At 36.0% G+C, this 13,416-nt stretch carries 9 protein-coding genes; 5 read left to right on the top strand and 4 right to left on the bottom strand.

From position 1 onward, the window contains the following. Window positions 1–20: 20 nt before the first annotated feature. The 4 genes from porV (at window position 21) to EKL95_RS14625 (ending at window position 4,588) form a co-directional block, all read left to right on the top strand. Window positions 21–1,193 carry a type IX secretion system outer membrane channel protein PorV gene (gene porV, locus EKL95_RS14610; protein ID WP_126554629.1) on the top strand — a complete coding sequence of 391 codons (1,173 nt, stop codon included), beginning with the start codon at window positions 21–23 and terminating at the stop codon, window positions 1,191–1,193. An 85-nt stretch (window positions 1,194–1,278) separates the two neighbouring features. After that, a complete protein-coding gene (gene cdd, locus EKL95_RS14615) occupies window positions 1,279–1,761 on the top strand; it encodes a cytidine deaminase (protein ID WP_126461638.1) in 483 nt (160 codons plus the stop codon). Window positions 1,762–1,917: 156 nt separating this feature from the next. Continuing rightward, window positions 1,918–2,916 (top strand): pyruvate dehydrogenase (acetyl-transferring) E1 component subunit alpha, encoded by a 999-nt coding sequence (gene pdhA / locus EKL95_RS14620; RefSeq protein ID WP_126554627.1) that lies wholly within the window; start codon window positions 1,918–1,920, stop codon window positions 2,914–2,916. Window positions 2,917–2,923: 7 nt separating this feature from the next. Then, entirely contained in the window at window positions 2,924–4,588 is a 1,665-nt protein-coding gene (locus EKL95_RS14625; RefSeq protein ID WP_126564522.1) for a pyruvate dehydrogenase complex dihydrolipoamide acetyltransferase, read from the top strand. 53 nt (window positions 4,589–4,641) lie between these two features. Here the strand turns inward: EKL95_RS14625 and EKL95_RS14630 are convergent, their stop codons facing one another. Further along, the gene (locus EKL95_RS14630) at window positions 4,642–5,883 is read right to left on the bottom strand and encodes a glycosyltransferase (protein WP_126564523.1); all 1,242 of its coding nucleotides are present in this window, start codon (window positions 5,881–5,883) and stop codon (window positions 4,642–4,644) included. A 110-nt stretch (window positions 5,884–5,993) separates the two neighbouring features. Between EKL95_RS14630 and EKL95_RS14635 the strand changes: the two genes are divergently transcribed. Further along, entirely contained in the window at window positions 5,994–6,575 is a 582-nt protein-coding gene (locus tag EKL95_RS14635; RefSeq protein WP_126461626.1) for a tRNA-(ms[2]io[6]A)-hydroxylase, read from the top strand. 78 nt (window positions 6,576–6,653) lie between these two features. Here the strand turns inward: EKL95_RS14635 and EKL95_RS14640 are convergent, their stop codons facing one another. From EKL95_RS14640 to EKL95_RS14650, 3 genes are all read right to left on the bottom strand, one after another. Further along, on the bottom strand, window positions 6,654–8,519 hold the full coding sequence (locus tag EKL95_RS14640) for an OmpA family protein (RefSeq protein ID WP_126564524.1): 1,866 nt from the start codon (window positions 8,517–8,519) through the stop codon (window positions 6,654–6,656). A gap of 19 nt (window positions 8,520–8,538) precedes the next feature. Continuing rightward, window positions 8,539–9,456 (bottom strand): type IX secretion system membrane protein PorP/SprF, encoded by a 918-nt coding sequence (locus EKL95_RS14645; protein WP_126564525.1) that lies wholly within the window; start codon window positions 9,454–9,456, stop codon window positions 8,539–8,541. A gap of 66 nt (window positions 9,457–9,522) precedes the next feature. Next, window positions 9,523–13,182 (bottom strand): gliding motility-associated C-terminal domain-containing protein, encoded by a 3,660-nt coding sequence (locus tag EKL95_RS14650; RefSeq protein WP_126564526.1) that lies wholly within the window; start codon window positions 13,180–13,182, stop codon window positions 9,523–9,525. Window positions 13,183–13,416 lie beyond the last annotated feature (234 nt).

Here is a 13,416-nt window from a genome sequence, read left to right on the forward strand (position 1 = left end):
TTAACAAACCTTCTGAAATAATGAAAAAAACAATACTGATTTTTACCCTTTTATTTATGGTTTCCTTTGCAAAAGCTCAGGATAATAGGGTCATAAACCCTGGAGTTCCATTTTTATTAGTCGCTGCCGATGCAAGAGCTGCAGGGATGGGAGATATAGGGGTTGCCACATCAGCCGATGCTTTTTCTCAGCAATGGAATCCGGCAAAATATGCATTTGCCACAGATGCGCAAGGGTTTTCAATAAGTTACACGCCATACCTTACTGATCTGGTAAATGATATCGCATTAGCACAACTGACCTATTATCAAAAACTGAATGACCGAAGTGCTTTTGCAGGAAGCATTCGTTATTTTGGATGGGGCGATATTGAATTACGCAGAACTGGCGAACCTACAGAAACCTTTCCAACCGTATCGCCTAATGAATTTGCTGTTGACGGCTCCTACTCCTTAAAACTAAGCGAGAAATTCTCGATGGCGATTGCAGGACGATTTATAAATTCTAATTTAAAAATTGCTTCCGAAAATAACGACGCCACATCTGCCAGTTCATTTGCTGTTGATGTAGCCGGTTTTTACCAATCCGAAGAACTGGCGTACAATGAATTTAACGGGAGATGGAGAGCGGGATTTAATATTCAGAATCTAGGTCCAAAGATTAGTTATGACAATGATGATTTTAATAATAATTTTTTACCCGCTAATTTAAAAATTGGAACTGGTTTTGATTTTATATTAGACGATTATAATAAGGTTGCTTTAAATGTTGAATTTAATAAATTATTAGTTCCAACTCCTCAAAATCCAGATTTGAATGGAGATGGCACAGTGGCTCCCGAAGAACGCAATCAAAACAATGACAATTACCGTTCAATAGGCTGGGCATCTGGTGTTTTTAAATCATTTGGTGATGCGCCTGATGGATTTGGAGAAGAGGTAAAAGAAGTAACTTATGCGGTAGGTGCTGAATATTTGTACCAAGATTCCTTTGCCATGCGCTTGGGATATTTTCATGAAAGTCCGTTGAAAGGGGCTAGACAATTTTTATCCCTTGGAGCAGGTTTTAAATACAATGTTGTCAAAGTAGATGTTTCGTATTTATTCTCGGCATCAAAAGTAAAAAACCCTTTAGAAAACACCCTTCGTTTTTCACTTACCTTCAATTTTGGAGATAAATACGAAGAATATTAAACATAAATAAAATTCACCAATAATAATCCAAATTTCAGCCCGAACGCTTCGGAATGAAGTTTGGATTTTTTTTCCTCAAATTAGTATGAAAGAAATAATAATTACTACACAATTCAAAGCATTTGATGCCATTGAAGATTTGCCAAATGACATTCAGAATTTAATGGGACAAGCTGTTGAAATTAGAAAAAAAGCGTATGCCCCGTATTCAAAATTCAGAGTTGGCGCAGCCCTTCTTTTAGATAACGGCAAGATCGTTTTAGGTTCAAACCAAGAAAATGCGGCTTATCCATCCGGGCTTTGTGCGGAGCGGGTGGCTATTTTTCATGCAGGCGCAGTCTATCCAGAGGCTAAAATTTTGAAAATGGCTATCACAGCTGCTTCAGATACTAATACGACTTCGACCCCAATACCGCCTTGTGGTTCTTGCAGACAATCCATAGCCGAATATGAAATTCGGCAAGAGACCCCTATTGAAATCTATTTCATGGGAGAGATTGGTACAATTTACAAATCCGAATCCCTAAAAAACCTGCTCCCTTTTATGTTTGACAAAAAATACTTGTAAAAAATCCAAAAACTACCTATTAAATTTTAGTTCTAAGTTGGAATGTCTTATTTTTGCATCCCGACCCTTCGGGGCGCAAATTTGTGGGAGGAAACTATTTTGCGTTATAGGTACACATTGATAATACAATAACACTTTAGCAAAAGAAAAATTCAGATGAAAGAAGTTACAAAAGAAGTATATTTAAAGTGGTATGAAGACATGCTGCTTTGGCGAAAGTTTGAGGACAAACTTGCCGCATTATACATCCAACAAAAAGTTAGAGGTTTTCTACATTTATACAACGGTCAAGAAGCAGTACTAGCCGGTGCATTGCACGCCATGGACTTGACAAAAGACAAAATGATTACCGCGTACAGAAATCACGTTCAGCCAATAGGAATGGGAGTTGATCCCAGACGTGTGATGGCGGAACTTTTAGGAAAAGTTACCGGAACTTCAAAAGGAATGGGTGGTTCTATGCACATTTTTTCAAAAGAACACCGTTTTTATGGTGGACACGGAATTGTGGGCGGACAAATACCTGTAGGTGCAGGATTGGCTTTTGCAGACAAGTATTTTGAAACTGGGGGTGTTACTATGACCTATTTTGGTGATGGCGCCGCACGTCAAGGATCCTTACACGAAGCCTTCAACATGGCAATGTTATGGAAACTTCCTGTCGTATTTATTGTTGAAAACAATGGATATGCCATGGGAACATCTGTAGAAAGAACAGCGAATCATACTGATATCTGGAAACTAGGTCTAGGATATGAAATGCCTTGCGGACCAGTAGATGGAATGAATCCTGTAAAAGTTGCTGAAGCTATGACAGAAGCAATTGACAGAGCACGTCGTGGCGACGGACCTACTTTTCTTGAAATGAAAACGTACCGTTACAGAGGACACTCAATGTCAGACGCGCAATTGTATCGTTCGAAAGAAGAAGTTGAAGAGTACAAAAAAATCGATCCAATTACACAGGTTTTAGATATAATTAAAGAAAAAGAATATGCTACCGATGAAGAAATTGGAGCAATCGATAAGAGAGTGAAAAGTTTAGTTGAAGAATGTGTGAAATTTGCTGAAGAATCTGAATACCCACCTATTCAACAACTTTACGATGTAGTATACGAACAAGAGAACTATCCATTTTTACCTCATAAACTATAAATCAATTATGGCAACAATAATTACAATGCCTCGTTTGAGCGATACGATGACGGAAGGAACGGTAGCGACTTGGCTAAAAAAAGTAGGGGACAAAATCAGCGAAGGCGATATCCTTGCCGAAATTGAAACAGACAAAGCAACAATGGAATTCGAATCCTTCAATGAAGGAACTCTTTTATATATAGGTATTCCGGAAGGAGAAACCGCAGCTGTAGATTCTTTGTTAGCAATTATTGGAGATGAAGGCGAAGATGTTTCTGACTTAATCGCTGGAAAAACAGCTGATGTGGCTCCAGTTAAAGAAGAAGCAAAAGCAACTCCCGATGCTATAAAAGAAGAAACAAAACCTACTACCACTGCTTTACCAGAGGGAGTTATAGTTATTACTATGCCTCGTTTAAGTGACACCATGACCGAAGGAACTGTTGCGACTTGGTTAAAAAAAGTAGGCGATACAGTTGCCGAAGGAGACATTCTTGCTGAAATCGAGACAGACAAAGCAACAATGGAATTCGAATCCTTCAACGAAGGATCTTTATTGTATATTGGAATTGAAGAAGGAAATTCAGCGCCAGTAGACAGCCTTTTAGCAATCATTGGACCAGCAGGAACGGATATTTCCGGAATTGCAGAAAATCATAAAACTGGCGGAGCACCACAAGCAGCGCCCGTAGCTGAAAAAGAGATAGAAAAAGAAGTTGCTTCGACAGAAAAAACTTCAGAGCCAGTGACTCAAGAACCACTTGCTCAAGAAGCATCAACTGACGGGCAACGAATTTTAGCATCCCCATTAGCAAAGAAAATTGCAAGTGATAAAGGAATTCAATTGACACAAGTAAAAGGTTCTGGTGAAAACGGACGTATTGTAAAAAGCGATATTGAAAACTTCACGCCACAAACTGCCGCTCCAGCCCAGACAAATGTAGCGGCTGCACCAGCCAAAACAGAAACTGCAGCTGCGCCTAAAGTATTTGTTCCAGCAGGAGAAATTTTTACAGAAGAAATCAAAAATTCGCAAATGCGAAAAATCATTGCGAAACGTTTAGCAGAATCTTTATTCACCGCGCCACATTACAACTTAGTGATAGAGGTAGCAATGGATGAAGCAATGCAATCAAGAGTAATCATTAACAGTGTTCCGGACACAAAAGTATCGTTTAACGATATGGTGATAAAAGCGTGTGCAATGGCTTTAAAAAAACACCCAAAAGTGAATTCACAATGGAGAGAAGATTCAATTCTTATCAACCATCACGTGAATATAGGAGTTGCTGTAGCGGTTGAAGACGGATTAGTAGTTCCTGTATTGCGTTTTACAGATGCTATGAGTTTATCTCAAATTGGCGGAAGCGTAAGAGATCTTGCAGGAAGAGCTAAAAACAAAAAATTATTACCTACAGAAATGGAAGGAAGTACTTTTACCGTTTCTAATCTTGGAATGTTTGGTATTACTGAGTTCAACTCAATCATTAACCAACCCAATTCTGCTATTCTATCCGTAGGAGCTATTGTAGAAAAACCAGTAGTAAAAAATGGTCAGATTGTGGTAGGAAACACAATGATGTTATCTTTAGCTTGCGACCACAGAACAATTGATGGCGCAACTGGAGCTCAATTTTTACAAACATTGAAACAATTTATAGAAAACCCAATTACGATGCTTGCGTTATAACTCCGTTTTTAAAATACAAATCCCGTCTTGTTTCAAAAACTTGACGGGATTTTTTATTTATTCTTCTCTTCAATCCAGCGCGACATATATTTTGTGCTTTTTAAAGTATGGTGTTGTAACATGGCTCCCATAAAATTATGCAGTCGATGTTCCTTCAAATTAGCACATAAAAATTCTATTTTAATTCTAAAGTTATTTTCGAACAAATATTTTACATAGCGCTGATTAATAATTTTCAGTCCATTTTGTTGGGCTTGAAGCCAAATTGTTTTGTCTTGATATAATTGTACTGCCACATCCGCAAAATCAACAACATCATCCGTGATGTTACCGTTCCAAGACAAATCACCATGCATGGATTCTGAACCAATAGTAGTTGTTACGCTTGGCGTTCCGCATTGCATGGCTTCTAATAATTTCCCTTTAATACCCGCCCCAAAACGCAAAGGAGCCAAAACCACTCGTGCTTCTTTCACAACTTCTTGCGCATCAATGGTACGTCCCATGATTAAGAAGCCTTCTTTCTTATTATGCAATTGCAGTACTTTTTGAGAAGGATAAGCACCATAAATATTCAAAACTGTTTCTGGCAAACGCATCTTAATTAAGGGCCAAATCGTTTCTTTTAAATACTGAACCGCATTCCAATTGGGCTCATGAAGAAAATTCCCGATAAAAATAAAGTTTTTTCGTTCTTCAAAGAAAGGTAGCTTGTCTATTTCGGCAACAACAATTGGTTCCAATAAAAAAGGCAAATAATACAATAAGGCTTTCTCAATTTTAAATGTAGATTCCAAAAGTTCCACTTCAAATTCAGAAATCATCAAAGACAAATCACAACGTAAAATACTGGCTATTTCGCGTTTGGCTACCTCTTCAACAAATAAATCAGTAGTCTTAAAGGAACGATTTTCTTTGAATGCTTTCTGACGAGCCAATCTCAGGCAATGTAAATCTTCTGTATCTAGCAACCGTAACGCATCCGGACAATTTTCGGCAACACGCCAACCAAATTGCTCTTCCATCATAAAACGATCAAACAAAACCACACCAGGATTCAGTTCTTTTATAAAAACATCAAAACTGGAATTATTAAGTTCTATTGCTATTTTCTCCACTTCGTACTCTTGTAAATCAACCATGTAATCACTGTTTTGTGCAGGACTGGCAAACGTAATGCTAAAACCTTGCGCTTTAAAGAGTGAAATTAATTCCATCATCCTTCCTCCCGCTGCAGACGAATTGGGTTCCGGCCAAACAAAACCAATAATTAAAAGCTTTTGAACTTGATTCATAGTATTATAAAATTTCAATTGCAAAATAATGCTATTTTGAGTTCAATCCAGTCATTTGAATCAAAAATAGATTATAAAACACTAATTTTGCACAAATAAATTTCATCAGTATGTTAGGATTAAAATTAGCCACAGACCCGCGTTGGGTAAATATAGTTGAATCAAATATAGAAGAAATTCTAACGGATCATGCGTGGTGCGAGCAAAAGGCTGCTTCAAATGCCATCAGTATTGTTACCTACAACTCGGAAATAGAAGAACTAGTAACCGAAATGTTAATAATTGCAAGAGAAGAGCTAGAACATCTGCAAATGGTACATGACTTAATAAAAAGCAAAGGATTGACTTTAGGCAGAGAAAGAAAAGACCATTATGTAAATGAACTTTTCAAATTCATGAAAAAAGATGGCAGCCGAAAAGATGCATTGTGTGACCGATTATTATTTTCAGCAATGATTGAAGCAAGAAGCTGTGAACGATTTAAAGTTTTATCAGAAAACATAAAAGATGTTGAACTGGCTACTTTTTACAGAGATTTAATGATTAGTGAAGCGGGACATTACACCACATTTTTGAGATTTGCACGGAAATATGCTGATAATGTAGATGTTGACAAAAGATGGGCAGCATGGATAGAATTTGAAGGATCAATTATCACTAATTACGGAAAACAGGAAACGATTCATGGATAATTAACAGACAATCTAATAGTAAATAAAAACAGGATGCTTTACGGTATCCTGTTTTTGTTTACTTAAAATTCTAGTCTATTATTTAACGATCATAAACTCCGAACGTCTGTTTAAGGCATGCTCCTCATCGGTACAATTCTCTTGACAATCCACTTTAAATTCTGATTCACCAAACCCTTCTCCTGTTATTTTATCAACACTAATTCCTTTTGAAACAATGTAAGCTACCGCAGCATTTGCTCTTCTCTCAGAAAGATCCAAGTTAAATTCCTCTGTTCCTCTGGAATCCGTATGTGCCTTTACATTAATTTTTAATTGATGATTTTGAGCCATCACATAAACCAATTTATCAAGTTCTGTCGCGCCTTTTTTTGTTATATTACTTTTGTTGTAATCGAAATAAATAGGATTCAAAATAATTTCGGTTTCCGTAACAATTAGTTCAATTTGATCAATCAAAGCATCAACGATACCTTTTCCTTCACTAATTTCAGTTACAGGAAATGATTTAGTAACATAACCGTCCTTAAAAACTTCAATCGTGTATGGTTTTTGACACTCAACGTTAAAAACAACCTCCCCATTTACATTAGAAATCTGTGTCTCTAAAATAATATTCGTCGAATCTGAAATTACTACTTTAGAATTCGCTAAAAACGTTGCAGTTTTAGCATTTTTGACTACAACTAAAATTTCAGCATTACAGATCGGACTTGCGCTATAAATGTGATCTTTCCCGGAACGGTTACTGGAAACATATCCTATATTTTTATCTGTATTGAAAGTAAAAGCAAAGTCATCTTTTTCTGTATTTATAGGTTTTCCAAGATTATTGGGTTCCAAATTTTTATTTAAATCTACAGAAAAAACGTCTAAGCCTCCAAAACCCGTCAGCCCATTTGATGAAAAATACAACCTATAATCATCCGTTATAAAAGGAAAATTCTCATCACCGACGGTGTTAATTTTATTTCCTAAATTTTCAGGTGCTCCAAAAGTTTCATCACTGTTCACCGCTACTTTCCATATATCTGTTCCTCCTATTGAACCTGGCATATTAGATACGAAATATAGCATTTTTCCTTCTTTGTCTATCGATGGATTGCCCGTAGAATAACTTTTACTATTAAACGGCAACGGCGTTATGTTGCTCCATTTTCCGTTTTCTTTAGTTGCTTTATACAAATTGACTTGACCAAACTTCAACTTGTGCGTTTTATCATTTTCGAATAATTTATCATTGAAACTTTCACTCGAAAAATAAACAACATTACCGTTTTTGGTTAATGTAACCGGACCTTCATGAAACCTGCTATTTAATTCATCCACAGGAATTGGTTCTGAATACTTTCCGTTAGCACTATAAGACGACTGATAAATATCTAAAAAAGGTTCGTTATTCCATCCATAAATTTTATTGCTTTCATTTCTGGCACTGGCAAAATAAAGCACATCGCCATAAAGAACTGCCCCAAAATCAGACCGTTCTGAATTCACTGAAATTTCATTTACCTCAAATTGTTTTTTTATAGCGTTTAAATCTGAAAGGTAATTTAGATTTTTATTAAATTGTTTGGCTTTCAGATCGTCCTGTGCTAAAGCGGAAAATATTTTCATTTGCGTATTGGATTCCAAATATTTACCATTCGATTTAAGCATTTGAGCATACCTGTAATAGGTTTCTGCATCTTGTTGTGATTGTATTGCTTTAGCGTACCACATTTCAGATTCTAGTGTATTACGCATAGTGTAATAACAATCTCCCAATTGTTTATTAACGTACGGATCGGTATTTCCATTTTCAACTAAATTCAGATATTCTTGAACGGCTTCAATATATTGATAGCTTTTCACTAATTTATCTGCATTTTTAGTCTCTTTATTTTGTGCAAAAGGCGAAAAACTTGCTAACACAAAAAACAGTAGTATTGTATTTTTTTTCATTACGTTGAGTAATTAAATTTTAGAAAAATCTAGGGGAACGGGATACTTTTTTCGACTCAAATAAATCATATAATAATATGAATTCATGTGACGAAGGAGCCGTTACTTTTAAATCTGAAACAATATGATCATAAGCATATCCGATTCTTAATTCTGAAGTCACGGCAAAATTGATCATTCCGCCAAAACTGTCTTGCAATCTGTAAGTTGCTCCAATCTCGAACTTTTCCTGAAATAAAAAATTAGCTGACAGATCTAAAGAAGGAGTTACATTAAAGGCTGACTTCAGCATTAAAGAAGGCTTGAATTTGAGTTCATAATTAACATCGAAAACATAACCTGCAGTAAGGAAATAATGTGACACATCTGAGCCATATTCTCGTCCATTATAATCTAAATGATTTGCTTTTAAAATATTAGGAAGAGAAAAAGCTACATAATATTTATCCGTATAATAGAACAAGCCTGTTCCTAAATTCAGTGAACTATCACTTATATCTTCTCCAAAAACACCTTCCGATGGGTCTGGCAAACTCGATTGAATTTCCCTAAGCCCAACTCTGTGAAAAGAAACACCCGCTTTTAATCCAAATGCCAATCGCCGGGTATCGCCAAATTTCAGTGTATATGAGAAATCTCCAAAAACATTTTGCTCAGTTACTGGTCCAATTTTATCCGATATAAAAGAGATTCCTACTCCTACATTTTTTCCTGCAGGTGCATGACCAGAAAAAGTAAAAGAAGCAGGAGCATCTTCTATATTAACCCATTGTTTTCTGTATAGAACCCCCAAAGAAAGACTCTCTTTAGAACCTGCATAGGCCGGATTAATGACATTCATATTATACATATACTGTGTGTAATGCGGGTCTTGTTGCGCTTTAGCATCCATATAGGGAATAAGAATTAAAAGAAACATCAATAGTATTTTGTTCATATCAATTTATTTTTCAGTTTATGAGTCGATTTGAGATGATGGTGGACTAATAAATATAATTAATTACTATTTTTCTCTGATTAGATAAACCCAACCTGTTTTTGGCGCGCCACTTTTGAATTCGATTACATAATAATAAGTAGTATCCGGAAGATTTTCTCCTTTGCTTGACTGGCCTTTCCATTGGTTTGTATAATTCTCTTGACTATAAACCTTAATACCGTATCTGTTAAATATTTCCAGTTTTTTGACACCCATCAATCTTAAATCGAAATACTCATTTGAACCATTTCCGTCCGGAGAAATTCCTTTTTGGATGTTACAATGAATAAATTCTGCTGTAATATTGGCTGATGTTTCACAATCTGAATTAGGGGAAGTCACCGTAAGTGAATACAACACAGGAAAAACAACTTGTCCTCCCGAAGCTGAAGCGATCACATCAGTAACATTTAAAACATTTGAATTTGTTCCAACCGGATTGCCATCTTTATCCTTCCATTGATAGGAAACCTCATTTGGATCATAAGAACCCGCTACTGGATTTACAGTTAAAGTGTACTCTTTATTTTCACAATCACCTATAGTTTCAAACTGAATTTGTGCAGGAGTAGCATTTATCGTTACCTCAGAACCTAAAGTGATACACGCAATACTATTTGAAAATCGCACACTAATAGTGTATTTCCCAGGAGCCAAATTATTAAAAATAGGACTGTTTTGATACCCACTACCTATACTGTATTCAACATCTGCTTGAGTATTAATTGTAATACTTCCTGAAAGTGCTAAGCAAGTTGGTTGTATAACTTGTCCCAAAGTTGGAGTTGACGGTACTAACGGAAGTGGATTAACGGTTACACGCACCAGACTTATAACGGAACATGTATTGTCAGTACTATTTCGTACATACAACGTATAATTATTTGGTGCTAATCCAGAAAATGTATTCGAGGATTGATAAGTTGAACCATTCAAACTATACTCAACTCCAGATTGAACTGCTATTATGATAGTTCCTGAAGGAATCGCACACGTTGGCTGAATCACAGTTGTCGATGTTGGAACTACAGGGAAAAGTGGAAAAGAATTAATAGTAATTGCTGATAATGATTGAATTACACATGTATTATCCATTGTATTTCTTACATACAAAGTATAATTATTGGGAGCCAAGCCTGAAAAAGTATTCGAAGATTGGTACGTCACCCCGTTCAAACTGTATGCTATTCCAAGTTGAGTTGTTATTACAATACTTCCTGAGGGAACTGCGCATGTGGGCTGCACTACACTTGACGCAGTGGGAACAATTGGAGGAAGTGGAATTGCATTAATCGTGATTGCAACCGAAGACGGTGTCAAACACGTAGCATCTGCTGTATTTCGTACATACAACGTATACGTATTTGGTGTCAAACCGGAAAAAACATTCGAAGATTGATAACTGGTTCCATCCAAACTATATTCTACTCCCGATTGCGTAGTGATTGAAATCCTTCCAGATGGAATTGCACATGTGGGTTGTCCTACACTTGACGTTGTTGGAACAACCGGAGGAAGTGGAATTGCATTAATCGTGATTGTAACCGATGACGGTGTCAAGCACGTGGTATCTGCTGTATTTCGTACATACAACGTATACGTATTTGGTGTTAAACCGGAAAAAACATTCGAAGATTGATAGGTGGTTCCATCTAAACTATATTCTACTCCCAATTGCGTAGTGATTGAAATCCTTCCAGATGGAATTGCACAAGTTGGTTGCTCCACGCTTGAAGTTGTTGGAACAATTGGAGGAAGTGGAATCGCACTAATTATCACCGGTGCTGATGGAACTGAAGGACAATTATTCGAACCCGTAACAGTAAACGTATAAACTGTAGCCGCCATTAAGTTACTAAATTCATAACTACTTCCAGACCCAGAAACAGGATTACCTATAGACGGCGTTATCGTCCAAGTCCCAGCTAAAGGCAATCCATTTAATAAAACACTTCCTGAATTATAAGTACAAGTTGGTTGCATGATAGCAACTATTTTAGGAGGAGACGTTATCATATACTCTACAATAATATCAGCTGTTGAGGGACTACATTGACCATTAGAAATTGTCCATGTAAATACATACACGCCCTCGGAACCCACCATGGCCGTAGAAAATCCATTAGTAGCATCACTAAAAGTAACGTTTCCAGGGCCAGATTTTTTTGACCAAGAACCAGTACCTACTGAAGGAACACTACCTCCCAAAGGATCACTTGTCAAAACACACTTAGACTGATTTCCAGCAACTGTAGCAATAGTTGGATTTTCAATAAAACTCATTGTAATATTTGCCTCTGCATAACAAGCTGTCAATGCAGATGAAGCAACTACCACAGGATTTGAATCTTTAAGATTATAATCTACAGCTCCATTTCCATAATCCAAATTACTGGTTCTTTCTGGACTTAACAAAGAATTCATAACTGAATAATTCGTTTCATTCTTATCAGCCACAGTTAAGGCAAAAAATTTAATATCCCCGGTTGTATACCCAATAAGCGACTTTAAAATTTCAACTTCAAAGCCCAAACTATAATCATTAATTCCAGAGTTATTTTTATTCACACCCAAGACCGAAGAAGGGTGTCCTGAGGTAACAATTCCTATATTAGATTTAATTGACGTTCCTGTTCTTAACTCGATAATATCCGCACTATAATTACTTCCGTCTAAATCTGTTCCAATAGCAAGGCAATAATCTGCTTGAAAATAGGAGTCAAAAGTACTTGGATTATTATTGAAGTAATTAAATGCATTGACTAAAGGTGTCGCTCCATTTTCATCTCCATAATTAGAGGTATTAAATCCTCCAGCTTTTGTATCTAGAAACAATAAAACTCTTCTGTTACTTAGTACTTTCCCAAGTATACCAAACGTTAATTTATCTTCAGTTGGGCTAATTTTTATTGCATTAATATAACCAGTAGAAGCATTAGCTGACAATGGAGCAGAAAGAAAATTATCTTCTAATGATCCGGTACCCCAAGCTTTTTCAGTAATATTTCCATCAAAATTGACAGCATATCGTGTTCGCACCCTTACCACCTGTCCGTCTGTTAAGGCATTTGTAGCAAATGTTTTAGTAGTTGACATCCCTTGCTTAACAACCCCATCTACTGAAAATTCAAAGAAATCAGCACCACCTGTGGCCGTAAAAACTACAGGTGTACTTAAACATAAAGGGGAAGATGAATCAGCAGCAGGGGAAACGGATAAGGTAACAGCGGGAGGAACTACGTAAACAGAAGCCACCACTGGCACACGAATACTCACATCTCCGCCAGATCTACTTTGTACATAATAAGTCCTAGTTCCACTGATATTTGGACTATAAACATTCCCAATATAAATGGGGATAACTGAAATTTGCGAAGTAAACCACTCAATAATTTCAGTACCATTAGTTCCAAATGCAGAAATATTAACTTGTACTGGATTGATACCGTCACCACATAAACTCCCTGCTGTAGTAGCAGGGGCTGGTAAAACAGTCGAAGTTTTTGAACTTCGTAGAAAATTTATTTTCTTATTCTGTTTTTTAATGGTATCCAAAGAAATTGATTCGTAAAACAACTTAAAATTTAAATCATAAAATATTATACTATTATTTAAATTTTCAGCACTTAAAGTAGAACCAAATAACAAATGAAACAGTAAAAATGAAAGTAGTTTTTTATTCATAAACTGAAAGTTGTAATTAAAAAAATATGGTTATATTTAAAAAAAAAGAGTATTAATTTAAAGTTTTAAAAATAAATATTTAAATTGATTTACCAAATAAAAAACATTATTGTCCGATAAAAAAGAAGCCAAATTAATGGCTTCTTAAAAAACATCATAATTTTGAGTTGCAAAAATCAAATAACGATGGGTAAAAATAAGTATTTTTCGACTAAATCTGTTTTCGGACAGTTG

Origin of the sequence: Flavobacterium sp. LB2P53 (assembly GCF_003970305.1) — a bacterium.
Taxonomy (GTDB): Bacteria; Bacteroidota; Bacteroidia; order Flavobacteriales; family Flavobacteriaceae; genus Flavobacterium.

Bases quoted from the DNA above. Each gene is read 5' to 3' on its own strand.
- pdhA (WP_126554627.1), top strand. From the start codon at position 1,918: ATGAAAGAAGTTACAAAAGAAGTATATTTAAAGTGGTATGAAGACATG.
- EKL95_RS14635 (WP_126461626.1), top strand. From the start codon at position 5,994: ATGTTAGGATTAAAATTAGCCACAGACCCGCGTTGGGTAAATATAGTT.
- EKL95_RS14640 (WP_126564524.1), bottom strand. From the start codon at position 8,519: ATGAAAAAAAATACAATACTACTGTTTTTTGTGTTAGCAAGTTTTTCG.
- porV (WP_126554629.1), top strand. From the start codon at position 21: ATGAAAAAAACAATACTGATTTTTACCCTTTTATTTATGGTTTCCTTT.
- EKL95_RS14625 (WP_126564522.1), top strand. From the start codon at position 2,924: ATGGCAACAATAATTACAATGCCTCGTTTGAGCGATACGATGACGGAA.
- cdd (WP_126461638.1), top strand. From the start codon at position 1,279: ATGAAAGAAATAATAATTACTACACAATTCAAAGCATTTGATGCCATT.
- EKL95_RS14630 (WP_126564523.1), bottom strand. From the start codon at position 5,883: ATGAATCAAGTTCAAAAGCTTTTAATTATTGGTTTTGTTTGGCCGGAA.
- EKL95_RS14650 (WP_126564526.1), bottom strand. From the start codon at position 13,182: ATGAATAAAAAACTACTTTCATTTTTACTGTTTCATTTGTTATTTGGT.
- EKL95_RS14645 (WP_126564525.1), bottom strand. From the start codon at position 9,456: ATGAACAAAATACTATTGATGTTTCTTTTAATTCTTATTCCCTATATG.